Genomic DNA, 24,878 nt, shown 5'->3' with positions numbered 1-24,878 from the left:
AAAGTAATTCATTTAGGAAATGACAAAGCGGAATATTGAAACACTCAGTCTGCTCGAGACCTTTGTTGCCCTGATCGATCAGCGCAGCGTGACCGGAGCCGCTGATGCCTTGGGCCTCACCCAGTCGGCAGTGAGCAAGCAGCTGGTAAAATTGCGAGAAAGCTACGGCGACCCTCTGTTTGTGCGCACCAGCCAGGGAATGTTGCCCACCGCACGTGCGCAGGCGATGTTGCCGAAGGTTCAAGGCCTGCTCGAGGGGCTTGACGCGCTGAAGACCAGCGATCGCTTTTCACCCCCGGAAATGAAGGGCGATATCACCATCGTGACAACCGATGAGATCCGAACGGAGCTGTCTTCTACGTTATTAAGAACCCTCAGGCATCAGAGCCCAAACCTGCGCCTGAACATGCGCAGCTTGCCCGCAGACTATGCGGCAACGGCGTTGGAGTTGGGGCAGGTAGATCTTGTTCTGTCTGTGGACTGGCACGCGCCGCAATCCCTACGCCAGCGTTTTTTGTTCGATGACCACTTTGTCTGTTTGCTTGATCGTCTGCACCCGGCAGCAGAGGCTGGCCTTACCTTGCATAGCTACGCACAGGCGCGGCACGCATTGGTCGCCCCTTTGGCGATGCATCGCGGCTATGTTGATGATGTTCTGGCGCGTCGTCGCTTGAAGCGGCACATCGCATTTTCGTTACCCGACTTCGTTGGGTTGACCGAGGCGCTATTGGGAGGTGGTTTGATCGCGACCGTACCCGCTCGGGTGGCGCATCGGGCGGTTTCGGCGTCAAATGGGCAGCTGATGACGTACGACGTTCCGATTTCGCTCGCGCCCATCCGCTACTACGCGTTCTGGCACGAGAGATTTCATAACTCGCCCCGCAACCAGTGGCTGCGGGGCGTGGTGCAACAGGCTCTCAGTAAGCCGGTTTAGCCTTTTAAAACATTGCCTACCTATTTCAGCGCGTTCGCAAAGTCTGGGCTTAATTCCGCCGCAACCAATCGGCTAGGGTACGGCCAATCGCAACAGGCTGATCTTCTTGAATAAAGTGCAAACCTTGCCCGACAAACACAGCCTCGACGTTAGGGATCAGCGCGCTATTAAACGAAACGGCCTGCGGAGGGACCAAAACCCCGGGTTCGGTATAGGTCAGCAGTACCGGCATATCGTTAGCGCCCATAAATAACTGAATATCATCCATCGGCCGCACAATCGCCGCATGTGCAAAATCCCGGATACAGCGAATGATGGTGAGCAGGACTTAGCTTCCGTTAGCAGTGGTGCGAAACAGAGATCACAGTTCATACCCGGCGCGCCTGCGCCATACCCGACCACCCCCCGGAAGGGCATTCGTTGAAGCACCGGCAGGTCTTGTGTCAACGATGCTCTGGGTCAAGACCGTCCCACGGGTAGCAGGGCCCACCCGAGGTCGGGCATGGAGTATGCGGCCTGATCGTTCTGCAGGATGGTTAAGCAACTCTGGGCTCAGCACCGACTAACGCCGCAAAAGGGACAAACACCCGCTTCGGAATGGCGAACGGCAGGACCGTTCGCCAAGATGGCTCAGATGTCGATACGCTCAGCGATGCTCAGGGCATCTTCTAGTTCGACGCCAAGATACCGAACAGTACTGTCGACCTTGGTGTGGCCAAGCAGCAGTTGAACGGCACGGAGATTGCCGGTTTTTCGGTAGATCTCTGCTGCCTTTGTTCGGCGGAGCGAATGGGTGCCATATCCACTGGGCTCCAGTCCGATCGCCGTAACCCAATCACGAACGAGCCGTCCATACTGGCGGGTTGAGATGTAGGGCCGATCATGGAAGCGGCTGGGAAACATAAACCGACACGCAAACATCTCCGGTGATTTGACCCAAGCCAGCACGGTTTCACGCGTGTTTTCAGTCAGTTCAAATTGAACCGGTCGCTTGGTCTTGCTCTGGATGACCAACACACGTTCACGGACGCGGTCATCTTTGACGAGATCGGATACTGACAGTTTAACCAGATCACAGCCACGCAGCTTGCTGTCGATGGCGACATTGAACAAAGCCAGATCGCGTAGATAGCCCGCAAGTTCGAGCCAGGCCCGGATCGCCCAGACCTGTTTTGGCAACAGCGGCCTCTTCTGACCAATGATGCGTCCTTTGTTCCAAGCCTTGCGCTTGGGGGTGATTGCGGGAAGTTGAACTCGTGGCATAATATGCCCTCCGATCCGCCCTCCGCACCCAAGCATCAGCACCGCGCTGACGGGACGATCCTACAGTCGGAAGGGATGACCGGTTTCAAAGACGCTCGATGTCAGTCGTTGCCGCGCTGGCATTGGTCCGGTCAGAGCCCAAAGTACCGATTGCTGCGCCTGTCGCAAAGGTCTGCTTTTCAGAGAGCACACAGAGACCGAAAATAACAGACACCATGACGGCGAGAATTCATCTCAAAGTCACTCGTATTGCCTCCGAAATGATGCCGTTCTCATTTTAAGCGAAATACGAAAGCTAGTTTTCCTTCAACACTTTGGATATGCGACTTCTAACTTCAAGTAAGGTTTCCCGGTTGTTCTTCAAGTCATGAAAATCCAAGTTAAAATTGACTTTCTCTTCAACTTCCATCAAATGCTTCTCAGCACTTCGAAGGTAATACACTCTTTTCGAAACATCTTCACAGTCTGCTAGATCGCAAAGTATGAGTGCAAGGTTTCTTTTCGTCATGATCCACTGTGTAGTAAATCGATCAAAAAGTTCTTCGCTTGCAAGATTTTCAAAAACCTCGATAGATTTTCTTAGATAAAGTAATTTGCTCGCGCCAGTGGAGTGATCTCCTAGGGTCTGGACTCATTGAGTTTCAAAGCCAGTAGATGACCAGGGCAGCAAGTGCGATTGCTGATAGGAAGACCTTTGGGCATCTGTCGTAGCGTGTCGCCACACGCCGCCAATCCTTTAGCCTACCGAACATGATTTCGATCCGGTTTCTGCGCTTGTAGCGGCGCTTATCGTACTTCACTGGCTTCCTGCGTTGTTTCCGGCCCGGGATGCAGGCGCGTATCCCTTTGTCTTGCAACGCTTCTCTGAACCAGTCGGCATCATAGCCTCGATCTCCGAGCAACCAATCGACGTGCGGTAAGTTGCTGAGCAAAGCGCGTGCCCCGATGTAATCGCTTACCTGTCCGGCGGTTACAAACAGATCAAGCGGGCGTCCTTGGCTGTCGCAAATGGCATGTAGCTTGGTGTTCATGCCGCCCTTGGTTCGCCCGATCAGGCGTCCACGCCCCCCCTTTTTGACGCCCAAATTGGTCGCTGTACGGTGAGCCTTGAGGTAAGTTGCGTCGATCATCACAGTCTTTTCTTCACGATGCTCGGCGGCCAGGCCGACCATCAGACGAGCGAAAATGCCCTTGTCACTCCACCGCTTCCAACGGTTGTAGAGCGTCTTGTGGGGGCCATACTCCTTCGGCGCATCACGCCAGCGTAAACCATTGCGATTGATGAAAATAATACCGCTCAAGACGCGCCTGTCATCGACGCGTGGTTTGCCGTGGGATTTCGGGAAGAAGGGCTCAAGGCGCGCCATCTGCGCGTCCGTCAGCCAGAAAAGGTCTGACATGTTCACCGCTCATTTTCGAAGCAGTGAATCACGCAGCCCGACGGAAATCAATGGGTCCTGACCCTAGAGGGCCAACACGCTGGGCCTGAGGCAAATAGGCAGAGTAAATCGGCCTGATTTGGTCACTCCTTGCACGAACCAAAAGTCACTTAACTTCAATGAGAAAGGGAAAAAATGCTTAAGGAAAACAAGACTGCTCGGGTTTCGATATTTCTGTCTTTGGCTGGCATCACGTTGGTGCTGATCGAGCGGGTTCACCATGGGTGGTGGCCGTTTTAACCGCAATAGCAACAATCGACCGCGCTAAGCATACGGGGCCCAACAGTCTTACTTGTAGGCCTTGGGTGCGTTAAGTTTCATCGTGTCGGCTCCTGCACAACAGACAACTCGGAAAAAATGGGCTTTTCAGCCAATGCCAGATAAGTTCTGCGGCTGAAGCACACGTGACAGATCCGTAATTCGCGGCGACTGCAAAACAAGTGACTAGTCAGAGGGCAGCACTGCGGACATAGTGAGCTTTCGCTGCACATGCACCAATGGCGGCTTTGGATAATTTTTCTTAGTAAATTAATGCCAAACCCTTAAACTGAAGGAAAAGTATCATCCGCCAATAAACACGTTTCCAGACCCGCTTGCGATGGAACCGCCGCAGTCGATGGCGTCGCCGACGCGGCCAGCGGGTTGGCCGTTGATGAACACGCTCCCGGACCCGGCTGAAAGTGCGCGTCCGTGGGGTGGGTGTTTGGGCTTTGCGTGCGGCGCGAAAGGGTCCCCTTTGCGCAGTGCGGGTTTGCCATTGGCGTAGACATCTCCGCTTCCAGCCGTGGCCGGTGTGGGCGGGAAGCCATCGTGTCCAGATCCTGTATCGCCTTTGCGGCCTGCTGCGGGCATATGTGATCCTCTGAAATCGTTTTGATTTTATGCTCAGCGCGGCAAATGCAACACCGAGCGCCTGTCCTGATGTTTAGACCGGATTATAGTATCGGGGCCACAGCGTGTCGGGGCGTTTTTCGCTACGATAGTTCAAGAAGTGGCGTCCTTCTTTGCCCCAGGCCCAGGCCAAATCTTCGGGTTTGATACGGATCCCATTTGGGTCCAGAAGGTTGGCGGGCTGACCGCGGCAGCGTTCATCCAGGATATAGGCTGCAAGCCGTTCTGCATGTACGCGCGCCTCGCCCCAGACGTCATCGCGACCGATCTGTAAGCCAAGCGCAAATGTCCCCGAGAGAATATTGGTTTTTACCGGAAGGTAACAAAAACAATTCTTTGCGACATTCGCCTCTATGTCCCATTGATGGTAGCTCTCGGCAGATCCGCCTGAATTCACAACCTGACGCACCACCACCATTTTTTCATAGATGGCTTCGAGAAGCGTATCGCGAACGAATCCCAGCGGGTTCATATTTTTGTGTGGGTAGTCATTTTTCCCGTAGAGCTGTTGCAATTTCTCTGCAAGAAATGAGACCCAAAAAAAGAAGCCCTCATCTGAATCCAAGCCATTCGGGTGATCGACAAGAGCCTTGGCCATTAACTCAAAGGCCCTGACCGTGTCCCCTCCGGTGGATTGAATTTTTTCGACTTCGTTTTCTAGCTTTGGTAAAAACCGATCTTCCCAAAGCGCATCGCGTAGGGTGCGGCCCGCGTTTAACGCCTCGAACATGAATTTCATCATCAAATAGGTGCCCTGAAAGGTCACAGCCCCCTGACCTTCGTTGGCCAGTTCGATATAGGCGATACAGGTCTCAAGCGCCTCGCGCTCTGTCAGGATGGGAGGATGTTGAGGTTGGGTCATTCTGCAGGTTCCAATGTCCATTGGGTCAAGGTGATCTTTGGGGGCGGCGGGTTGCGGTTGTCCACTGTAAACACGTCTTTGGTCAACCGGCCTTCCTCCGAGGTGAAACTGCCATCTGGCTGTTCGGCCCATTTTTTGTTTTCGGCAAAGTCGCGCCATGTCATGCCGCTGGCGCTCATATCTTCGACCAAGGGCTTGGCCTGATCGGCGATAAACCATTGGGGTGTGCCCCCTTCGGTGATTTCCTCTCGGTTTTTCACCGTCCAATTGTCGGGATACTTATCTTTCCCGTATCCTTCGATCGCCAAGCCGCGCCCCTGCGGCACATAAACCTCGCGGGTGCGGCCAATGCTGGAGATACCCAATTGGCTGGGAGTGCTGTTGCCGGTGGGGTCAAAGAAATTCCCGGTCAGCGTATTGTCTGGCATTCGCCATTGCACCAGCTGATCTGGTGGCGGAAATTCCAAGACCCGGATTGGCCGATTATAGGTCATACCAGCGGTGTTCCCGGTCGCGGCACCATCGTAGGCTTCACCATACGCCGCAATAACTTTCTTCCGAGCTTTGCTTGCAGCGTCACTGACCTCATCCGACGCTGCCAGCTTGATATCTTCCGGGCTGACGGCGGCATGGAATTTCTCCCACCTTGCATCAACGTCGTCCAATACGCGCTTGGGGGCATCGGCGGGTTCGGCCTCATCTGCGTCCGGTCTTGTAGATCCCTGTCCGCCTTCGCCCATGGCGCGGGCTTCCTCCGGGGTGAGGTCGGTTTCGACATTTATTTTTTGCTCATAGTCCAGCTTGCGGGTGACCGAGACATTCACCGGGATCGGGTTGGAGTAGAGAATGCCGGGTTCGACCTTGCTCAGCTCGATCTTGAAATCCCAATGCGCCGTTATTTTGCGTACTGACCGCGTGCCAAGGCGGGCGACACTGATGGCCGCGCGCAAGGCCGCACGCAAAGCCAGGGCAACGCCGGCCAACAGCCCCCCTGTTATGGCGACGATACCGGCCATGAGGCCCGTTATCACCACTTCTTCCGCGGCAAACACCATGGCGTCAATGGCGATCCGCCCGGTGGCCAGAAGCCACTGGCCGTTGCGGATAAGCTCCATGTTGTCGTCGTAATAACTGCGGATCCCGTCCCAGACGCCCTGCCACCATTCGCGCCGCCGTTGGGCGGCCAGTTCGCGACGAACAAGGTCCAGACGCACGGCTTCTTCATAATGCACGGCAGCCGCGTTGATATAGTCCGCCCCCGCCTGAGAGAGATCTCCAGCCGCGAGATAGCGGCTCATGTCTGGACGTCGAAGACCGTCCACGATGCCTTTGGCGTAGCTGGCGGTGTCGCTTGGGTGGCCGATACTGCCAATGCGTTGAACGGCTTCCTGAACGATGAGTGCCTCGTCAATGCCAAATCGATCATAGAGGTCCGGGGCGTTCCTCAGATCCAGATACTGGCGGTATCGCTCCGAAACCTGCGTGCTGAGCGGTCCGCCATCCGGGTGCAGAAAGTCGGAGATTGCTTCCATGATCGCATCACGGGCATCTTTGACCTCTTCATCGGTGCCATTGGGCCCTTTGATGCCGCAGACAAGCCCCATGAAACGGTATTGGGCCAGGACCTCGTTGAAGGCCGATTGGGCATGATCCCCAAGCGCGGCGAGTTGAGACTGGTAACTGCTGTCCACCACATCCGGCACCTCCGCAGAGCGAAGCTCCGCCAAGACAGCCTGCGCTTGCGCGTCCTGTTGTTCCCAATCAGTCATCGAACCAATTTGCCCAACTCATATTGAAATGCGCAGCCTGGAAACGGTCTCCTAGAACTTCACCCAAGGTGACCTGATTGGGCTTTCTGATCGGCAGGTTTTGGATGCCAAATTGCAGTGTTTTCAAGGCTTGATCCAGCGCATCAAGGCCGGATTGATCGCTATTGTGACCTGCTCGGGCAATAGCAATAAGCTCCATCACCTTGCTGTGTTGTGTCGCCCCGTCGGTCCCAATCTGGAATGGATCGCGCAGGCGCGGCGCGCTGTAGTCGGCAAAGAATGCGTCTCTTTTCTCATCGCGCAGCGCACGACGCGCAGCTTCTTTCTGAGCAAAAACCCCATCTCTATAGCTCATCTCGGGTCCTCAGTTCAGGTCGATCCGGCCTGCGGCGGCCTTGATCGAAGAAGAGCCTTTGAGCTCAATATCGACCCCTTCCAGAACGATTGACCCATCTTCATTGAGCTGCAACATCGACTTTCCTGAAACCAGCTCAATTCGTTTTCCGGCAACAACAACTTTGTTCTGGCCCACCTCCTCGTAGGCACCAAGCAATGTCGATTCATTGCGAATACCCTGGACAGACAGCTGATAGCCGCCTCCAACGGTCACGGTTTTTGCTGCGCCCACAATTTCGTTCGAACTCACCATCACGGTTTCGGCTTTGTTTTTGGCAACGCCAATGATCAGGTTGCCTTCGCCCATATTCAGCGCGTCTGGCAGGCCGAGTTTGCTGGTCATATCGCCGATGGCGCTGGTGAATTTTTTGAAGGCAGAGGTCACCGCAGCCTGCAGCTTGTTGGGGCCAACCATCAGGGTCATATTGCCGCCGATGACCTCGTGGTGGTTGTTTCCAACTTCAATGGATTTGTTGTGACCGACAGATTCCGACTGATTGCGGTCAATCCGTTTGGCTCGGTTGTTCTCGACGTGTATCTCCTGATCCTTTTCGGCGTGGAGATAAATCTTTTCTGCACCCGTGGCGTCTTCAAAGGTCAGTTCGTTAAATCCCTCGCTCTTATGGCTGTCCGAGCGGAAGGTGGATTTGGTTTTATGTTCCGGCAGCTCATACGGCGGCGTGTTGTGTCCATTATACACACATCCCGTGACGATCGGTTTGTCGGGGTCGCCGCGGAGGTGTTCTACGATGACTTCCATGCCGATGCGGGGGATGACCATGCCGCCCCAGCCTTTGCTGGCCCAGTTCTGGCTGACCCGCACGCGCATGGAATGCGCGCCGTCGAGGTCCCAGTGGTAGCGCACCAGAATGCGGCCGTGTTCGTCGCAGTCGATCTCGCCTTCGCCCACAACCACTGCCGTCTCGGGCCCCTGCACCCGCGGGGCGGCGGTGCGCCGTTCCGGTCGGAAGGGGGCGCTGTCGGGCATCAAGACATAAGCGCCCTCATAGGGGGTCTCATCGCCGCCTGCGTCGCCTGAGCCATAGCCCTGTGCGCGGAATTGGTGCTCGGCCCGCAGGCAGACAAAGCTCTGCCCCGTGGCGCCCGACACCGGATCACCCGCAAGCGTCACCCGCCAGCCCGCGCCCAGCGAGACCACATCGCCGACCGCCTCGTGACGTGGGGCCTGGCCGCGTTCTTCGTCAAGGCGGCGGGTCACAACCTGGCGGCCCTCATCCTGGGTCAGATAATCGCCGGGCCAGTCATAGCTTTCCACATCGCCCTGCGGATGCGCGGCCTCGCCCAGCTGGTCAACCTCTTGGGTGGCATGGGGAATTTTGAAATTATACTCGGTCAGCCGCACCGCGCCGGTGGTGATCCGGGCGGCTGTTGACCATTTGCGGAAATGTTCGTCCTCGTGGCGGTGAAACCCCTCGACCCCGTAAAAGGGGCGCACGCCACCGGGCACTTCGGGCAGCTGAACAGCGGCATCGCTCAGCACCAGCGTGTGCGAGCCAGGGGCGTGTTTCCACGACCAGCTGATGCCATGGCGCTCCAGCTGGCGGCGGATGAAATCCGCGTCGCTTTCGCCATATTGGACGGTGTATTCCAGCACCGGATAGGCGCCAGAGGTCAGGATCTCAAGATGCGGATTGCCCATGGCACCATAGGTTCCCAGCACCTCTTCGACGATCTCGATTACCGTTTTATTGTGAAAGATCCGCATATTACGCCGCAGAGAGGCAACATGCAGCCAGGGCCGCAACACCAGATCATAGCGAAACCCGTTCTCAAACGCGCCCCGGCTTCTGGCCTCGCAGACAATCCCGTCAAAGGCCCGGCGGCCCTGGGCGTGGTCGATTTCCACGGTGGCATGGGTGCCCAAAAGCGCGTTCAGATCGATCTGGTCCTGCAGGGAAAGCGCCTCAACGCGCCACTCAAACGGCCCCGAGATCTCCTCACGGCCATCCATGCGCAACAGCACCAATTGGTCCCCGCCAAGCGCGGTCATCAGCCGACCCTGACGGTCCTGCTGCGAAAAATGCCTATTCAAAATAAAAATCCAACAAACAGTTAATGCCAAAGGAGGTAGCAAGCCGAACGCCCGCACGCAAGACGTGTGTTAAGCGGTATTGCAGCAAAGCAGCCCCAAGAACACAGCGCAGCATCGGGAAAAGGGGCTCTGAGCTGCCTTGCGGTGGCGCGGCAGCAAGGGTGCAGCGAAACGGCACCTCACCCCCGCCTCCAGATGACGCCAGCCAGCCCAAACTCGATATTCGATCCCAGCGCAGAAGGTCCTATGCTGCGGTTGCGTGATCCGTATGCCAATTTCCCGAAAGCAGCCCTTCGTCGGCCCTGGTGAAGGCTCCCCAATGCTGCGACCGGCGCCAGTGTCAGCGAAGCGCAGAGAGCGGGCTTTGCAAAGTCGGCAGATCTGACGACGTGGCAAACGATCTATGCCGCAGACGCGCAAGGAAGAGCGGACCTTTGCCGCAGGTGCAGCCACCAACCATCATCGAACGGAAGGGGTGCGTACAGAGTGCCATTTCGCTGCGCCCGCTCCAATGGCTGCTTTTCTTGAGCTTGTCACAAACCCTAGATCTGGATCGTATGGGCAAAGGTCACCTACATCGACTGTTCATCAAGGTCAAAATCTGCTTGCAACCCGCATTTACCTGACTAAAGTCAGCTAAATGCATCAAGATCAGATTACTCGAATTCGAAACTTTGGCCGCTCAGTTGCTGTTGAAGTTGGCGCGCTTGAAGACTCATTTCTGGATCGAGGGCGGCCGCTTGGCGCAGCTCGTGTTCTGAATGCCATCGGCCTCGGATATGAAAATGTCGCGGAGTTGCGCGCCCTTCTGAAACTGGACACCGGGCTTCTGAGCAGATTGCTGCGCGGGCTTGAGGCAGAGGGGCTCGTCGAAACAAAGCCAAATCCGAATGACCGCCGCAGCCGCACTACCAAACTTACTGAGAACGGCGAAAAGGAATTCAACATTTACGAAACGCTTTCAAATGAACGAGCCGCAGCAATTCTGGCCCGGCACAAAAATGCCCCCCGCCTGCTTGACGCCATGGATGTCGTGACTGTCGCGCTGTCACGTGAGGACATAGTCTTCGAAGAAGCGGATTATTCATCTGAGATAGCCACCAAATGCCTCAGCGCGTTTGCAGCAGAGCTGAGCAAACGGCTGAGCCTCGAGTTCGACCTCAAAAGATCGGGTGATCCGGAGCTTTCTCAGATGAAACACCCGCACGGAACCTTTGTCGTGGCAAGGCTCGGAGACATGCCCGTGGGCTGTGTCGGCGTCAAGGGAAACGGCGATACCCTTGCAGAGATAAAGCGAATGTGGATCGCGCCCGCCGCACGAGGATTGGGGTTAGCGCGGCATCTCATGACAACTGCAGAAGATGCGGCGCGGAATCTGGGGATTGAGACGCTTCGTCTGGATACCAACCATACCTTGTTCGAAGCTGTCGGCCTCTACCGGAACATGGGCTGGCGCGAAATCGAAAGGTTCAATGACGACCCTTATCCGGATCTCTTTTTTGAAAAACGGCTTTAGCGCAGCGCCCGCTACGAACCAAAGATTAGCCTTGGCTGGAATAAACCGGAAAGCCTCTGAATGGAGCAGCTTTCTGTATCAGCTTGCCTTTTGAAAATTGAACAAAACCTGAGGATTTAAGGAAAGATATATGCTCCAGACCCGACTGACCCGGACACTTAAAATCGACCATCCAATCATTTCAGCACCAATGGCATTTGCTGCAGGCGGCGAGCTTGCCTCAGCTGTGTCCCAGGCAGGCGGGTTGGGTCTCATCGGCGGGGGCTACGGAGAGCGAGCCTAGCTTGAAGAACAGTTCAAAAAAGTTCAGCCCGCCGCAATCGGGTGCGGTTTCATCTCATGGTCCTTGCAGCAGCAGTTACCTTTGCTGGATTTCGTGCTGGCACAACAGCCCAAAGCAGTGTGCCTGTCATTCGGCAACCCTTCCGGCCTGATCAGAAAAATCCGCGACGCGGGCGTCACCACTATATGCCAGGTGCAGACCCAGAAAGACGCAAAAGCCGCAATTGATGCGGGGGCTGATATTATCGTCGCTCAAGGGACCGAAGCAGGCGGCCACGGCGAAAAGCGCGGGACCATATCCCTCGTCCCTGAAGTCGCAGACTGGATTGCGCAGAACGCTCCTGAAACTGTCCTTTGCGCCGCTGGCGGCATCGCTGATGGCCGCGGATTGGCTGCAGCCTTGATGTTGGGAACTGACGGGGCTCTCGTGGGGTCGCGGTTCTGGGCAAGCGACGAAGCGCTCGTGCATCCCAAAATGGTGAATGCAGCGATAACTGCTTCCGGTGATGATACCATCCGCACCAGTGTTATGGATGTTGCGCGCAGGCTTGCATGGCCCGGACGATATACTGCGCGGGTTCTGCGGAACCAGTTTACGGAGCGCTGGCATGGCGACCCCCACGGTTTGCAGGAAAACCTTGATGAACAGGCGGCAATCTGGACCAAGGCCTGGCAAGCGGGCGACCCCGATCTGTCAAACACCTTTGTTGGCGAAGCTGCTGGTATCATCCGTGACAAACGCCTGGCGGCTGATGTCCTGCACACGATTGTGACAGGAGCCGCGGATCACATCAGTCGAATATCAAAGGGCACTTCCAATATCTGACTGCTTTTTAGCAGACAACCTGCACCCGCTCATAAAGGCGGACAGGGGGCAGTCGCGGATAGATTTTATAGATCGAACACAGACATTGGGAACGACTTTGGCTGTGGGCACAAGACTTGACAACAATGACGGGTTCTGGAGTGAATGTTTTCACGCGCCCACCGGATAGCTGCCGCTCGATCGCGGCGCAGCATCAAGCAATATGGGCTCCAAGCGGACTTGCGGTGGTGCGGCAGCACTGTTGCAGCAAAACAGCGCTCGGTCCTACCCGCCTGATGACACCAGCCAGCCCAAACTCGACATTCGATCCCAGCGCAGAAGGTCCTATGCTGCGGATGCGTGATCCGTATGCCAATTTCCCGAAAGCAGCCTTTCGTCGGCCTTGGTGAAGGCTCCCCAATGCTGCGACCGGCGCCAGTGTCAGCGAAGCGCAGTTAGCGACATTTGCAAAGTCTCAGGATCTGCCACCTAGGCAACGGTCTCATGCTGTACGAGCAATGGAGGGAACAGACCTTCGCCGCAGATGCAGCCACCAACCACTGTCGAACGGAAGGGAGGCGGACGAAGCGGAACTTCACGATAGTGATGTAGTCTATTGGCCAATGCTTTGAACACGGAGTTCCGGCCAGAGATTTTGCCAACGCTGCGCCTTATTTTGATAAGTTTCCGCATCGAAGTGAGTAAGTGAATTCGGCCTGATGACTAAGTGTTCAAGGTCCGTAAAGCCTTTAGGCGCGTAAACGTTCACGACGTCTTTAGCCGAACCCGCAACGCCAAACATACAGGCAGTAGCAAGAAAGCGGTCGATGCCATCGGTCGCTCTTTGCAATGGTTCGTATGGCACTCCAAATTTTTCCGGATACCAAAGATGAACTCGTGCCTGATTTCGTATTTCTATTTCTACGTCAATACCGGCAAGCACCTGCATCGCTTGATGAATTGCTGCATCCTCAGCTTCCCACGATAGGTCACTGTTATCGTAATAGAAAAGGTCATAGTCTTTGATGCCGTAGTCGGGTGCGCGTCCGGTCTTGCTGTTCCAAACAGTCTGGAACAGACATCCTGACACCAACCAAACGTCACTGAGCCCTGTTTCAGGCAGTAGGTCCAAAATAGCCCGGTTGATCGGGTTTCCTCGGACAATTGAAGCAAATTCAAGCATATCCATCGTTGAGCTCTTCGGGATTTAAGAATCTTTGATACAGCAATCACCTGAGAGTGATTACCAAAGGGATTGATTGAACGCCAACAGAGGATGCTGCGCGGCAGAAAACCGCAGGATGGGCTCCGAGCCGACTTGCGGCGGTGCGGCAGCGCTGTTGCAGCAAAACAGCGCTCGATCCTACCCGCCTTATGACGCCAGCCAGCCCAAACGCGACACTCGTCCCAGATGCAGCGCGCACTCCGCTGCAGGCGCTAAATTCTGAAGCCGCTTTCTGGGAAGCGGACATCCAGTTCGGTTTAACCGACCTGGGGGATTCTGCGCTCGAAGCAGAGGTCAGCGAAGCGCAGGGAGGGGGCCTTGCAAAGCCTGCGCCGTTTCTCGATAATACTACTTGATCATTTTTGTTAGAAATTCAGCACTAAAGAACTCGGGTTTAGCCTTCATGGTATATCGAAGCGGCCTTCTGATAACGTAACGTTTGTCGCGTTGAGGATCATAGAAAGTGCATTCAAATTCAATATGAGTATCAAGGTCATCGAGACTCTGCCCTTCAAACAGCATTCCTTCGAAAACAAACTCGCGATGCTCACCACCAGAAAGCACGTGTTCTAGTCGATAATCCGCGCGTGTTGAATTTCGGAAAACCCAATCATCATCTGGGTGCGATCTACCGTAGCTTTGGTCGAATTCTAATCGAGAAGAAGTTACGCTCATACTGCGAAGAACCACAGGATACGTTCGACGATTCCAAAGCTCCAATTCAACAAACACTGCCTGCCCCAAGCGGTCTTCCGCTCTTTTCGATTTCAGGCCGTGAGTAACATCGAGGAGTATTGGCGGCCAACCAAAGTTGCTACGATAAGATTGGCGAAGAGAAATGATTGCCACGGTGATGCCGGTTATGGTCAGCGTCACGTATGCGATGAGTTGCACAAAAGCCAAAAGGTCGGGGTCAAGCACTGCTTTTTCCTATTATGTCTCTGCAATACCAATACATATGATGCCGGGGGATGGGCAAGTGATGGTATAGAACGGTCGTTTTCTATGGGGCAGGAGCGCGCGGTTTCCTTACCCTTCTAGAACCGCGCGCTCGTGCCGGTGTCCGCTTTGAGGCTGACGGCCGTCATCTTTAACAGCGACAGCAACAGTCCCGCCCGATGACCAGCCTGCTGCACCGCCGCAAGGCAGCAGTGAGCCCAAATTACCGGATGCTGCGCTTGGCGCGAATGTCCGGCTTCAGGTTTTTGCGCCGGTTCGCTTTCTTGGAGAAGTCGCATTGCTATCTCAGTGTTGCATGAGGCTGCGTATCCCAATGCGCGCTTGATGCCGGGCAAGAGCGCAGCTTCATTCATGGAAAATCTAAGGTCGATAAGGCCCGCTTCTCCAAAATGCTCTCGGATGATACCCCGGCTTGTTGCATCATCTTCCCGCCTTCCCACAAGTGCATCTGGCAATGTCGTGACTGCTCTAAATTCGTTTGAAAATTAAGGTTACATTCGGCCAGGACCGCTGCGAGGACTTGTGCATCGACACCAGCAGAGTCTGCGAGATTGAGCTCGGCTTCGACGTAGGTTCTGCAATCTGCCGTTATCGCCGCTCTCAGCCTGACTAATTAAGAAAAAAGTCAGTCGCTAGAATACCATTCGGGTTCTCACCATTCACAAAAGCATACCTTACTGTATGTTTGATGCAGAAAACATACAATAAGGTATGCTTTTTGAGAGGATATCACATGAGCTTTTGGTTTTTTTCTGCGGCTAGCGTCTTGTCGGCAATCTGGCTCGTCATCCATTTGACGGCTGGAGAACGTGAAGTCGCACAGCCTCTTTTACAGGCAAAAGAGTTAGAGGACGTGGTTCGGGAAACCCAGTATCTTTGCTGGCATTTCACAAGCGTTTCAATTGCTTGCATGGCGGGTTTCTTTGGGTTTGCAGCCTTTTGGGATGTAGATGTTTTGGCGGCTGCAGGGCTCACACTCGCCTCAGGCTTTGCTATTTGCGGTATTGGTCTCGTGATGATCCGAAGCGCCAGTCATAGCCTGATACCGCAGGGATGGCTTTTTGTCCCTGTGGCAGTCCTTGGTATGCTTGGGTTGCTAGCATGACCAAAAAGCGGCGATTGAATGCGGATGATTGGGTGGCGTTAGGATTGGCCGAGCTTGCGCGTCATGGTCCCGATGCAATTAAGTTGGAAGCGATTTGTAGTGCCGCAGGCCTAACCCGTGGGTCGTTCTATCACCATTTCAATGATCACTTGGGTTTTCTGACGTCAGTTGTAACTGCATGGCGAAACCAGTCCACACTAGATGTCATCCAAGGCATCAATAGCGCTGAATCCACCGAAGAGATCGCCTCGAATTTGACGACGGCCGCATTACAAATTGACTATAGGCTCGAACTGGGCATTCGGGAACTTGGGCGGCGTATACCCAAGATCGCGGATATTGTTCGTGAAACTGACCTAACGCGCATCGCCATACTAACCAAAATCTATGCTGAGCGGTTCGCAATGGATAAGCCGATAGCCGAGGATTTCGCATTCTTAGAGTATGCGGCCTTTAGCGGAATGATCTTGCTCAATCCTGACATGGACAGGGAAAAGCAGCATCGACTGGCAACCAAGTATGACAGATTAGTAGAAAAAGGCTTGTCGACAGATATTTAAAGAGCGCGACCTCATTGGCCGCCATTGGCGCAACCGCGGCGAACGGTAACAAAGTCCGGCGTCTTTCCCGTTCAGCCCGAGCGCAGCGAAGGCCTGCAATCTAGAGATCTAGGGGGCAGTGCGCAGGCTATGTGCCAAACCATCCTATCCGAATAATGTGCAGCAAAAAGTTCTGAACACCCTGGAAAATGTGGGTGCGTCCAACGTACTCCGCATTATCCCGTCCTCGCGATAACTCATGGACCTCTACGGTGACATGGCGAACCCCTTCATCGCCAATGCTGGGGTGCAACAAGTCTTTGGCGTGAACGACTTTGAGACGGCCAAGTGGCTGAACCAGATGATCGGCCAGGAAACCACCGTTTTTGGGAAGTCCGGATTTCCGTAAGCAGCCATTGGCGCAAGTGCGGCGAATTGGCGCTTTGTCCCGCGCCCTTCCGTTCGATGATGGTTGGTGGCTGCACGTGCGGCGAAGGTCTGCTCCTTCCATTGCTCGTGCAGGATGGGATCGCCGCCCGGCTTGCAGATCCCCAGACTTTGCAAATGTCGCTATCTGCGCTTCGCAGACATCTGAACCGAGCGCAGCATTACCCTGGTCAGTTGCGCCGGCCTGAAGGTCCGCTTCCGGGAAATTGGCGTACGGATCATGCAACCGCAGCGTAGGCTTTCTGCGCCGGGATCGAATGTCGAGTTTGGGCTGGCTGGCGTCATCAGGCGGGTAGGATCGAACGCTGTTTTTCTGCAGTCGTGCTGCCGCGCCGCCGCAAGGCAGCTCAGAGCCCAACTTTGACCGATGCTGCACACTGGACAAATGTCAGGTATTGCGCGCTGCAGCCAACCCAAAGCCACTGGCAACAAAAAGGCCACCGGTTGTCTTGTATACTCGGGTCATCAACGAGCGAGACAATTCCAGTCCGCGCACATAAGCACCGAGGCACCCATAAAACGCTGCGACTGCGAATGCACTGAGGCAAACAAATAAGACCATTCCGGCCAACTGACCAATGCCGTTGCCATCCGGGGATAAAAATTGCGGGAAGAGTGCCGTGAAGAACGCAATTGCCTTTGGGTTGCTAGCAGCAACGGTGAACCCGCCAGAAAAGAGCTTGAATGTGTGCTCTGATGCTCCGGTTCCCATCGTTCCTAACGCCACGCGCTGCGTGGCGGACCGCCAAAGCTGGATGCCAACGTAGATCAAGTACAAGGCCCCAGCGTATTTGATAATCGCAAAAAGAAGCGCCGAACTGGTGATGATCAAGCCAAGACCAGCAGATGCTGCAATTGCCTGAAGGGTCGAAGCTGATGCGTTTCCACACGCCGTGACCAAGCTTCGCAACCATCCGTAGGTCGCACCATGAGCAAATGCGATGAAGGTGCTGGGGCCGGGAATTAGTGAAACGCCGATGACGGTTCCTGCGAATATCAGCCAGTAGGTAAGGTCCATGTCGGTCTTTCCAAATCGTCTAATACGAAGAGAATGTACCGATACCTTCTAAGGCGCAAGTAAAGTCCGAGTTGAAGTAGAGCGGATAATCTGTGGGACCCAGTGACTTCTTGAAAACAGACCTTCGCGCAAGTGCAGAGAAGGGGCGATATGTCCGGCACCTCTTCCGTTCGATGTTGGTTGGCGGCTGCACGCGCAGCGAAGGCCTGTTCTTTCCATTGCTCGTGCAGCATTGGACCGCCGCCCGGATGGTAGATCCCTAGACTTTGCAAAGTCCGAAATCTGCGCTGAGCTGACAGAGGTGCGGCTGCGGCATCAGAAATATCCAAACCGCCTCACCGAGTGTCCGCTTCCGGGAAAACGCCCCTGAAATTTTGCGTCTGCAGCGGAGTGCGCGCTGCGCATGGTGCGAATGTCTCAAAAGGGCTGGCTGGCGTCATAAGGCGGGTAGGATCGAGCGCTGTTTTGCTGCAACAGTGCTGCCGCACCATCGCAAGGCGGCTCTGAGCCCAAAGTCATCGATGCTGCAAAATGCTTGAAAGTCAGCTATGCTTCACGGTACTGACGAGGGTATCGGTCCCCCCCCCAATAAAAGAACTTGGTCAAGGATGGCGGCGTAATGATTTTAATTCTTCGAGTTTTCAATCGGTGCGTCGCGATTGTTGCCCTAGCCACCGCTGCGGCTGTTGGTTCTAGTTCAGCAAGTGCCGAGGAACTGGTTCGTACCTGTGAACGTCTGCAGTATGACACGGAGGTGAACGCCACACCGCGGTACCACCTGCGCTACCGAGAAAAGGCAACCGGAGACCGGATATACTTTGTATGGGATTCTGCGTCGAGTTGCAGCTTTGTGCTTTCCACGCCGTTGGCCCCAGAAACAGATAGAATTTGGATGTTTAGGATGGCAGATCTCACGCTGCCCTCGGAATTCGTGAGACCTGCCTCGGTGAGAGTTCAGAGGTTTCTTGCAGATCGAGAAGCAGAGTCAATGATCGTGCGGGCTTTGTTTAGGGATTGTCGAAAAAGCCATCCTAGAAAACTGTGTCGTGAATTAGTATCACAAAATACGTCGAAAAACTCGGCAATACTCGACGTTAGACGGCAAACGAACCAGAACTGGGTTAGTATCTTTCGGGATCAAACGTTTACCAATGGGAATGGTTAGCCAAAAACCTAGCCGGATACTATGCAAACAGGACATTGGCGCAACAGCAGCGAAAGCTCACTTTGTCCGCACCCCTTCCGTTCGATGATGGTTGGTGGCTGCACCTGCGGCAAAGGTCCGCTCTTCCTTGCGCGTCTGCGGCATAGATCGTTTGCCACGTCGTCAGATCTGCCGACTTTGCAAAGCCCGAAATCTGCGCACAACTGCCGTTCGTACTGATCGCAGAGAAATTCGGCTCTCCGCCCATGCTGCGTTTCGCTGCAACGGCTAAATACGCGCTTCGAGCATCCGGCTACAAATAGCATGTACGCTTGGGGGTCAGCGGCCGTCTTACGCTCTAGGAGCGCGTCTTGTGACAACTTTAGTGCAAGGTAGTCGGGCGCGACCGACTTAAGACGCAGGGTCTTGCACCGGATGTTGCTTGCAATGTGCCCATACATAATTGATCAGTCGAGCTTCAGCGCAAAAATCAAAGGCTACCATGACACTGCCTGTTTGTTGCACCCACCAGGAGGGAGAGACTTTAGCGTCGTTCACCTCACGTCTTGCCGCAGCCAATGGTTTGACAGCGACTGAATTTTGTAAGGATCTTGGTCTTTCCTTTTCCGCTGTCATTTTGGGAGACACCAACACGCTTGCCAAGATTGCTGACTTTTCTGGCGCCCACCCACAAGTGCTTGCGGCTTGGTCACCGCAAAAGACTGAAGAGAGGCGGACTGATCTGCGCGGCCATTCGTTTCTGTCAAAAACGTTGAGAACTGCCCAGGTGCGGGGCTGTTTACGCTGTCTGGCAGAAGACGCCGCTCGCAATCCGAAACAGCCCGAGTTGGAACTGGCCCTACGCGGAGCCTGGATGGTGCCCCATATGCAGATCTGCTTGCGTCACGGCACTCCATTGGTGCCCCTTTGGGAACATGCGCAACCAATACAACGCTATGATTCTGCGTTGAATTTTCGTGACACTTGGTCGAAGCTTGAGGCCGTTACGAACACATTGAAACCCGTTGCGCCATCGCGTTTTGACCTCTGGATAGCGGACCGGATGGAAGGCAACTCGCAAAACACCTGGCTCGACAATCACCCTTTGCAAGCCGCATCCAGCTTTTGTTTTGCGCTTGGCACCGCAATTGGGCGTGTGAAACCCATCAAAAATCAACGCGACGCATACGCGCGCGGGTTTGACGTTGCACGCGGCGGACCCGAGACGATCAGATGCGCGCTTGAAAGCCTGCAGCACCTACCGCTTGGTCCGCAAGCCGGTGCAAAGAAAGTCTTTCCAAAGCTCTACGAACGCCTCGCCTATGACACTGCGGATGATCCAGAATACGATGTCTACCGGGACATCCTTCGCGCCCATATGACTGCGACCTGGCCGCTGGAGGCAGGCCAAGACATCCTTGGGGTCTCCCTCAAGAAACGGCGGCTGCACTCAGTGCGCACCGCTGCCAAAGCGTATAAAATCGATCCTCGCCGCTTGCGAAAAATGCTTGCGGCCGCTGGCGTGGTGCCCGCCGCAGGCGCCCAAGGCGCGCGTGCTGACACCTGGGACGTCTTCCCTGCGGAAGACATGCACGCGCGACTGGGCCAATTCTCACGCCTTTGCGACGCGAAAGAATTTGCCGCAAGCCTGAACATGAGCCGCTCACAATTCAACTTGCTCGTACGCGATGGTGTTTTACGCCCATGCTTGCCCAACGCCGACGTCAAAACCATCTGGGATCCGGAAGACGGCGCGATGTTCTTAGCATCGGTCTTTGAACATGCGCGCAGCCTCAAGCACGTAGATGCGCCCTGGGTACACATCGCCAAATCGGCACAAAGGCTGAAAATCAGCCCTGCACCGATCATTCGTGCCATACAGACGGGCAGATTTGCGCACCTGGGTTGCTCAACTCAACATACTGGATACGCATCGCTTTTTGTCGATCACGGCGAAGTATCCAGCTTTCTCAAAGCACAATAGAACAGGGCCGAGTAAATCCTACCCGGCCCTAAACTCAAGAAACGCCTTGACAGTCAATTGGCACGCTTATGCCCAAAACGGGCACTGTTATGCTGTAAGAACAACAACAGCCGAGCTAAGGCATTACCCGCACTTAGAGTGCCCGCAGCTGCTACAGGTCATGCAGCCTTCGACCATTTGCAGAGTGAACTCGCCGCAAGAGGGGCAGGCTTTCCCGGGACGCTGATCCAGGTTCACAACCTGCGCCTGCGGGTCGGATTTCAGCCCCATACCTTCGCCCTCGATAAAGCCGATCTTCACCATATGCGTCTCGATCACGCCACCGATGGCCGCAAGGATCGACGGGATGTATCTGCCTTGAACCCAGGCCCCACCGCGCGGGTCGAACACTGCTTTCAGCTCTTCCACCACAAAGGAAACGTCTCCGCCACGACGGAACACCGCCGAGATCATGCGGGTGAGTGCCAAAGTCCAAGCATAGTGCTCCATGTTCTTGGAGTTGATGAAAACTTCAAACGGACGGCGGTGGCCACCGATAATCACGTCGTTGATTGTCAGGTAGATTGCGTGCTCGGAATCGGGCCACTTCAGCTTATAGGTGGATCCCTCCAGGCTTTGCGGACGGTCCAGCGGCTCGGACATGTAGACGACCTCTGCCCCCTCGCCCGTCTGCGGTGTCTCAGCCCCTTCCCCAGGTGCCTTCTCGCTGTTTTCCGAAACCGATAGAACCGATCCGGTCACATCGTTGGGGCGATAGGTCGTGCAGCCCTTACAGCCTTGGTCCCAGGCCTGCATATAGACATCCTTGAACGCATCAAACGAAATGTCTTCCGGGCAGTTGATGGTTTTTGAAATCGAACTGTCGATCCATTTCTGCGCCGCTGCCTGCATTTTGACATGGGCCGCCGGGGCAAGGGTCTGGGCGTTTACAAAGTAGCTTGGCAGCTCGGCATCCGCGCCAAATTTTTCGCGGAACATTTTGACCGCGTAATCGACCACTTCTTCTTCGGTCCGGCTACCGTCTTTCTGCAACACCTTGCGGGTGTAGGCATAGGCAAAAACCGGCTCGATCCCGGACGACACGTTGCCCGCATACAGCGAAATTGTGCCGGTGGGTGCAATCGAGGTCAGCAGCGCGTTACGGATGCCGTGTTCGCGGATCGCGTCGCGGACATCATCGTCCATGTTCATCATATTGCCGGACGCCAGATATTTTTCCGCGTCGAACAAGGGGAACGCCCCTTTTTCCTTGGCCAATTCCACCGACGCCAGATAGGCGGCGCGAGCGATCGCGTGCAACCATTGATCCGTCTGACGCGCCGCTTCGTCGGTGCCATATTCCAGCCCCAGCATCAAAAGCGCATCGGCAAGGCCGGTAACCCCCAGACCAATCCGGCGTTTTGCTTGGGCTTCTTGGGCCTGTGCTTCCAGCGGGAACTTGGACACATCAACCACATTGTCCATCATCCGAACGGCCGTTGCGACCAGTTCCTGCATCGCGACAGGGTCCAGCTCAGCGTCTTTTTCAAACGGGTTCTTAACCAGTCGCGCCATGTTGATCGAGCCCAACAGACACGCCCCATAAGGCGGCAGCGGCTGTTCACCACAGGGGTTGGTTGCGCAGATGTTTTCAACGTAGTTGAGGTTGTTTGCCTTGTTGATCCGGTCGATAAAGATCACGCCCGGCTCGGCATAGTCATAAGTCGCCTGCATGATCTTGTTCCACAGATCGCGCGCTTCAACGGTGTGGTAGACCTTACCGCCAAAATTCAGCTCCCACGAACCATCGGCCTTGACCGCTTCCATAAAGTCATCAGTGACCAGCACCGACATATTGAACATGCGCAAACGCGCCGGGTCGGATTTGGCGGTGATGAACTGTTCGATATCAGGGTGGTCGCAGCGCATGGTGGCCATCATTGCACCACGGCGCGAGCCTGCAGACATGATGGTGCGGCACATGGCGTCCCAGACATCCATGAAGGACAGTGGGCCGGATGCGTCTGCTGCCACACCCTTCACATCTGCGCCACGGGGGCGAATGGTCGAGAAGTCGTAGCCGATGCCCCCGCCCTGCTGCATGGTCAGAGCGGCTTCCTTCAGCATGTCGAAAATACCGCCCATGCTGTCGGGCACGGTGCCCATCACAAAGCAGTTGAACAGGGTCACCTGACGCGCGGTCCCTGCACCGGCGGTAATCCGCCCTGCTGGCAGGTATTTAAAGTCCTCCAGCGCATCATAGAATTTCTCTTCCCAGGCATCCGGGTCTGCCTCGGCACGCGCAAGATCGCGGGCAATGCGCCGCCACGTATCTTCGACCGTTACATCGATGGGACTGCCATCCGCATCCTTAAAGCGGTATTTCATATCCCAGATTTGTTCGGCGATGGGGGCAGCAAAGCGGGTCATTCAGCAGTTCCTATGAATCAGCGGGCAGGTTTGGTGACGGCGTCGATACTACAGTCTTCACAAAAATCTCAACGTGGAAAATGCACACGGTTTAGATTTTATTAAAGATCATACCACAAGACCTTGTCTCCACCAAACGCCAAACTACAATATAAGGTCGAACCTTGGGACGACTCTGTGGGGAAGCTGTGGATAAGACCGTCAATCTGGTAAAGCTCTCGGTGGGCAGCGAAAGCGTAGAAACACTGGCCGCCTGGCAGGTGGCCCATTCAACACGCTGGCCCGATGGCCTGCCCCGCCATGTAACCCGTATGTGGCCCAAACGCGAGGCGGAGATCCTCAATGGCGGATCCATATTCTGGGTGATCAAAGGACAGATCCAATGTCGCCAGCGCATCCTGCGCCTGGAAGAGGTCATGGGAGAAGATGAAATCCGCCGCTGCGCCATTGTGCTTGATCCGGAAATCCATCTGACCCAAACCGCACAGAAACGCCCCTTTCAGGGCTGGCGGTATCTGAAAGCAGAGGACAGCCCCGCCGATCTGAACGGGGCGCGCAAAGAAGAAGAGCCGCTACCACCGGAACTGTCACAGGCGCTGGCAGAGATCGGCGTGATCTGATCACGCCCCGATCACGTCACGCCTTGGGCAAGGCCGCCTGCAGCGCAGCCCAAAGTTCCTCCACTGGCTCCACACCAATTGACAGGCGTATGAAGCCCGGTGCAACAGCGTCGCCCCAGCGGGCGCGGCGTTCTGCAGAGCTGTGCACCCCGCCAAAGGACGTTGCAGGGCGGATCAGCGGGCACGTATTGATAAAAGCCTCGGCCGCTGCTTCGTCCTTGAGGGTTAGACCGATCAGGAACCCAAACCGCGCGCATTGGGTCTTGGCCAGATTGTGTGACGGGTCCTGCGGCAATCCCGGATAGCGCAGGTGCAGAACCGCGCCCTGCTCTGCCAGCCGGGCTGCAATAACCTCAGCCGTTGTACACATCCTGTCATAGCGGACCTCCAACGTCTCGAGCCCCCGGTGCAACAACCAGGCCGTATGGGCACCCGGGATCGCCCCCGAGAGCAAGCGCCAGTTTTCCACCGCCGCCATCAGGTCCGGATTGCGACTGGCCACATGGCCTGCCAGGAGGTCCGAATGCCCGCCCATCGATTTGGTGTCAGAGGAAACGGTGATATCCACCCCCAGATCCAGAGGACGCTGCCCCAGCGGCGTCAGGGTTGTGTTGTCGGCAATGGTGATCCCACCCGCCGCGCGCACCCGTGCTGCAACTTCAGCGATATCCACCATATCCAGACCGGGGTTTGACGGTGTTTCCAGAAACACCAGATCGTAGCCGTCAAAACCACCCGATGTAAAATCAGCGGTGGGGCGTTCCTCGATGGTTACATTGAACTTTGCAAGGTACGCTTCGGCCAGCTTGCGAGTGGCATAGTAGCCGTCAGAAGGCAGTAGAACACGCATCCCGGCGCGGGCGGTCGCAAAGAACGCTGCCGAAATCGCAGCCATTCCAGAGGGAAAGAGGCAAACAGGCGCGGCTTCCAGAGCTGCAAGCATGGCTTCGGCTACCCCCCATGTCGGATTGCTGGCCCGCCCATAAAAATCCGAGCCATCCGGATCCCCCGGCAGATGGAACATCGACGCGGTGGAGATCGGCGGCGCAATCGGTGTGCCTTTTTCCAACCCCTGCCCGCGTTTATGCAACAGCGCGCCGAAATGCACCGGCTGTGTCTGAGGTGTCTGAGGCATGGAGCGGCTCCCTTGTGGTTTGCCACATTAGGAGCCAGAGTGGTCTGGAAATAGCAAGAAATCCAGATCGCTTGATACAATC

The 24,878-nt window shown here is 55.5% G+C and carries 22 protein-coding genes; 9 read left to right on the top strand and 13 right to left on the bottom strand.

All coding sequences use genetic code 11. The features are described 5' to 3' along the window. Positions 1-19: 19 nt before the first annotated feature. Positions 20-934, top strand: coding sequence for a LysR family transcriptional regulator (locus ACXAEW_RS11740; protein WP_474941485.1), 915 nt, complete (start codon positions 20-22; stop codon positions 932-934). Between the two features lie 49 nt (positions 935-983). Here the strand turns inward: ACXAEW_RS11740 and ACXAEW_RS11735 are convergent, their stop codons facing one another. From ACXAEW_RS11735 to ACXAEW_RS11700, 8 genes are all read right to left on the bottom strand, one after another. After that, complete coding sequence (locus tag ACXAEW_RS11735; protein ID WP_474941484.1) at positions 984-1,202, bottom strand: hypothetical protein; 219 nt, start codon at positions 1,200-1,202, stop codon at positions 984-986. Between the two features lie 362 nt (positions 1,203-1,564). Further along, entirely contained in the window at positions 1,565-2,197 is a 633-nt protein-coding gene (locus tag ACXAEW_RS11730; RefSeq protein WP_474941483.1) for a tyrosine-type recombinase/integrase, read from the bottom strand. A 641-nt stretch (positions 2,198-2,838) separates the two neighbouring features. Continuing rightward, positions 2,839-3,597, bottom strand: a complete 759-nt coding sequence (locus ACXAEW_RS11725) for an IS5 family transposase (protein ID WP_474940135.1) — start codon at positions 3,595-3,597, stop codon at positions 2,839-2,841. Between the two features lie 600 nt (positions 3,598-4,197). Further along, complete coding sequence (locus ACXAEW_RS11720; protein ID WP_474941482.1) at positions 4,198-4,488, bottom strand: type VI secretion system PAAR protein; 291 nt, start codon at positions 4,486-4,488, stop codon at positions 4,198-4,200. Between the two features lie 73 nt (positions 4,489-4,561). Next, positions 4,562-5,389 (bottom strand): hypothetical protein, encoded by an 828-nt coding sequence (locus ACXAEW_RS11715; RefSeq protein WP_474941481.1) that lies wholly within the window; start codon positions 5,387-5,389, stop codon positions 4,562-4,564. Continuing rightward, positions 5,386-7,158, bottom strand: a complete 1,773-nt coding sequence (locus ACXAEW_RS11710; RefSeq protein ID WP_474941480.1) for a hypothetical protein — start codon at positions 7,156-7,158, stop codon at positions 5,386-5,388. The genes ACXAEW_RS11715 and ACXAEW_RS11710 overlap by 4 nt, the downstream gene beginning before the upstream one ends. After that, on the bottom strand, positions 7,151-7,513 hold the full coding sequence (locus ACXAEW_RS11705) for a hypothetical protein (RefSeq protein WP_474941479.1): 363 nt from the start codon (positions 7,511-7,513) through the stop codon (positions 7,151-7,153). The genes ACXAEW_RS11710 and ACXAEW_RS11705 overlap by 8 nt, the downstream gene beginning before the upstream one ends. Before the next feature lie 9 nt (positions 7,514-7,522). Further along, a complete protein-coding gene (locus ACXAEW_RS11700) occupies positions 7,523-9,607 on the bottom strand; it encodes a type VI secretion system Vgr family protein (protein ID WP_474941478.1) in 2,085 nt (694 codons plus the stop codon). A gap of 640 nt (positions 9,608-10,247) precedes the next feature. On the opposite strand from ACXAEW_RS11700, the gene ACXAEW_RS11695 reads away from it, so the two are divergent. The 3 genes from ACXAEW_RS11695 (at position 10,248) to ACXAEW_RS11685 (ending at position 12,231) form a co-directional block, all read left to right on the top strand. Then, positions 10,248-11,123, top strand: a complete 876-nt coding sequence (locus ACXAEW_RS11695) for a GNAT family N-acetyltransferase (protein WP_474941477.1) — start codon at positions 10,248-10,250, stop codon at positions 11,121-11,123. A 130-nt stretch (positions 11,124-11,253) separates the two neighbouring features. Continuing rightward, entirely contained in the window at positions 11,254-11,406 is a 153-nt protein-coding gene (locus tag ACXAEW_RS11690; protein WP_474941476.1) for a nitronate monooxygenase, read from the top strand. An 81-nt stretch (positions 11,407-11,487) separates the two neighbouring features. After that, positions 11,488-12,231 (top strand): NAD(P)H-dependent flavin oxidoreductase, encoded by a 744-nt coding sequence (locus tag ACXAEW_RS11685; RefSeq protein ID WP_474941475.1) that lies wholly within the window; start codon positions 11,488-11,490, stop codon positions 12,229-12,231. Positions 12,232-12,823: 592 nt separating this feature from the next. Here ACXAEW_RS11685 and ACXAEW_RS11680 read toward each other — a convergent pair. Both ACXAEW_RS11680 and ACXAEW_RS11675 read right to left on the bottom strand, forming a co-directional pair. Further along, entirely contained in the window at positions 12,824-13,399 is a 576-nt protein-coding gene (locus ACXAEW_RS11680) for a nucleotidyltransferase family protein (protein WP_474941474.1), read from the bottom strand. Positions 13,400-13,783: 384 nt separating this feature from the next. Then, positions 13,784-14,356: a hypothetical protein gene (locus ACXAEW_RS11675; RefSeq protein WP_474941473.1), complete on the bottom strand. Its 573-nt coding sequence runs from the start codon at positions 14,354-14,356 to the stop codon at positions 13,784-13,786. A 772-nt stretch (positions 14,357-15,128) separates the two neighbouring features. On the opposite strand from ACXAEW_RS11675, the gene ACXAEW_RS11670 reads away from it, so the two are divergent. The 3 genes from ACXAEW_RS11670 (at position 15,129) to ACXAEW_RS11660 (ending at position 16,448) form a co-directional block, all read left to right on the top strand. Beyond that, on the top strand, positions 15,129-15,500 hold the full coding sequence (locus ACXAEW_RS11670; RefSeq protein ID WP_474941472.1) for a hypothetical protein: 372 nt from the start codon (positions 15,129-15,131) through the stop codon (positions 15,498-15,500). After that, positions 15,497-16,060 (top strand): TetR/AcrR family transcriptional regulator, encoded by a 564-nt coding sequence (locus ACXAEW_RS11665; protein ID WP_474941471.1) that lies wholly within the window; start codon positions 15,497-15,499, stop codon positions 16,058-16,060. Before ACXAEW_RS11670 ends, ACXAEW_RS11665 begins: the two co-directional genes overlap by 4 nt. Before the next feature lie 238 nt (positions 16,061-16,298). After that, positions 16,299-16,448, top strand: coding sequence for a TraM recognition domain-containing protein (locus ACXAEW_RS11660; RefSeq protein ID WP_474941470.1), 150 nt, complete (start codon positions 16,299-16,301; stop codon positions 16,446-16,448). A gap of 426 nt (positions 16,449-16,874) precedes the next feature. Here ACXAEW_RS11660 and ACXAEW_RS11655 read toward each other — a convergent pair whose 3' ends face one another. After that, positions 16,875-17,504, bottom strand: coding sequence for a LysE family translocator (locus ACXAEW_RS11655; RefSeq protein ID WP_474941469.1), 630 nt, complete (start codon positions 17,502-17,504; stop codon positions 16,875-16,877). A 1,646-nt stretch (positions 17,505-19,150) separates the two neighbouring features. Here ACXAEW_RS11655 and ACXAEW_RS11650 point away from each other — a divergent pair. Beyond that, positions 19,151-20,632, top strand: a complete 1,482-nt coding sequence (locus tag ACXAEW_RS11650) for a TniQ family protein (RefSeq protein WP_474941468.1) — start codon at positions 19,151-19,153, stop codon at positions 20,630-20,632. A 123-nt stretch (positions 20,633-20,755) separates the two neighbouring features. Here ACXAEW_RS11650 and ACXAEW_RS11645 read toward each other — a convergent pair whose 3' ends face one another. Continuing rightward, positions 20,756-23,041: an adenosylcobalamin-dependent ribonucleoside-diphosphate reductase gene (locus ACXAEW_RS11645; protein ID WP_474941467.1), complete on the bottom strand. Its 2,286-nt coding sequence runs from the start codon at positions 23,039-23,041 to the stop codon at positions 20,756-20,758. 188 nt (positions 23,042-23,229) lie between these two features. Here ACXAEW_RS11645 and ACXAEW_RS11640 point away from each other — a divergent pair, with 188 nt between their 5' ends. Further along, a complete protein-coding gene (locus tag ACXAEW_RS11640; protein ID WP_474941466.1) occupies positions 23,230-23,661 on the top strand; it encodes a DUF1489 family protein in 432 nt (143 codons plus the stop codon). A 16-nt stretch (positions 23,662-23,677) separates the two neighbouring features. Here the strand turns inward: ACXAEW_RS11640 and ACXAEW_RS11635 are convergent, their stop codons facing one another. After that, positions 23,678-24,796, bottom strand: coding sequence for a cystathionine gamma-lyase (locus ACXAEW_RS11635; RefSeq protein WP_474941465.1), 1,119 nt, complete (start codon positions 24,794-24,796; stop codon positions 23,678-23,680). Positions 24,797-24,878: the final 82 nt, after the last annotated feature.

This window comes from Epibacterium sp. ABZ3_068 (assembly GCF_056159265.1).
The sequence above is the reverse complement of the archived record's forward strand: the minus strand, read 5'-3'. Positions and strand labels throughout refer to the sequence as shown.

Bases quoted from the DNA above. Each gene is read 5' to 3' on its own strand.
- ACXAEW_RS11635 (WP_474941465.1), bottom strand. From the start codon at position 24,796: ATGCCTCAGACACCTCAGACACAGCCGGTGCATTTCGGCGCGCTGTTG.
- ACXAEW_RS11725 (WP_474940135.1), bottom strand. From the start codon at position 3,597: ATGTCAGACCTTTTCTGGCTGACGGACGCGCAGATGGCGCGCCTTGAG.
- ACXAEW_RS11680 (WP_474941474.1), bottom strand. From the start codon at position 13,399: ATGGATATGCTTGAATTTGCTTCAATTGTCCGAGGAAACCCGATCAAC.
- ACXAEW_RS11710 (WP_474941480.1), bottom strand. From the start codon at position 7,158: ATGACTGATTGGGAACAACAGGACGCGCAAGCGCAGGCTGTCTTGGCG.
- ACXAEW_RS11740 (WP_474941485.1), top strand. From the start codon at position 20: ATGACAAAGCGGAATATTGAAACACTCAGTCTGCTCGAGACCTTTGTT.
- ACXAEW_RS11650 (WP_474941468.1), top strand. From the start codon at position 19,151: ATGACACTGCCTGTTTGTTGCACCCACCAGGAGGGAGAGACTTTAGCG.
- ACXAEW_RS11735 (WP_474941484.1), bottom strand. From the start codon at position 1,202: ATGGATGATATTCAGTTATTTATGGGCGCTAACGATATGCCGGTACTG.
- ACXAEW_RS11660 (WP_474941470.1), top strand. From the start codon at position 16,299: ATGGACCTCTACGGTGACATGGCGAACCCCTTCATCGCCAATGCTGGG.
- ACXAEW_RS11720 (WP_474941482.1), bottom strand. From the start codon at position 4,488: ATGCCCGCAGCAGGCCGCAAAGGCGATACAGGATCTGGACACGATGGC.
- ACXAEW_RS11665 (WP_474941471.1), top strand. From the start codon at position 15,497: ATGACCAAAAAGCGGCGATTGAATGCGGATGATTGGGTGGCGTTAGGA.
- ACXAEW_RS11695 (WP_474941477.1), top strand. From the start codon at position 10,248: ATGCATCAAGATCAGATTACTCGAATTCGAAACTTTGGCCGCTCAGTT.
- ACXAEW_RS11730 (WP_474941483.1), bottom strand. From the start codon at position 2,197: ATGCCACGAGTTCAACTTCCCGCAATCACCCCCAAGCGCAAGGCTTGG.
- ACXAEW_RS11655 (WP_474941469.1), bottom strand. From the start codon at position 17,504: ATGGACCTTACCTACTGGCTGATATTCGCAGGAACCGTCATCGGCGTT.
- ACXAEW_RS11690 (WP_474941476.1), top strand. From the start codon at position 11,254: ATGCTCCAGACCCGACTGACCCGGACACTTAAAATCGACCATCCAATC.
- ACXAEW_RS11645 (WP_474941467.1), bottom strand. From the start codon at position 23,041: ATGACCCGCTTTGCTGCCCCCATCGCCGAACAAATCTGGGATATGAAA.
- ACXAEW_RS11670 (WP_474941472.1), top strand. From the start codon at position 15,129: ATGAGCTTTTGGTTTTTTTCTGCGGCTAGCGTCTTGTCGGCAATCTGG.
- ACXAEW_RS11715 (WP_474941481.1), bottom strand. From the start codon at position 5,389: ATGACCCAACCTCAACATCCTCCCATCCTGACAGAGCGCGAGGCGCTT.
- ACXAEW_RS11705 (WP_474941479.1), bottom strand. From the start codon at position 7,513: ATGAGCTATAGAGATGGGGTTTTTGCTCAGAAAGAAGCTGCGCGTCGT.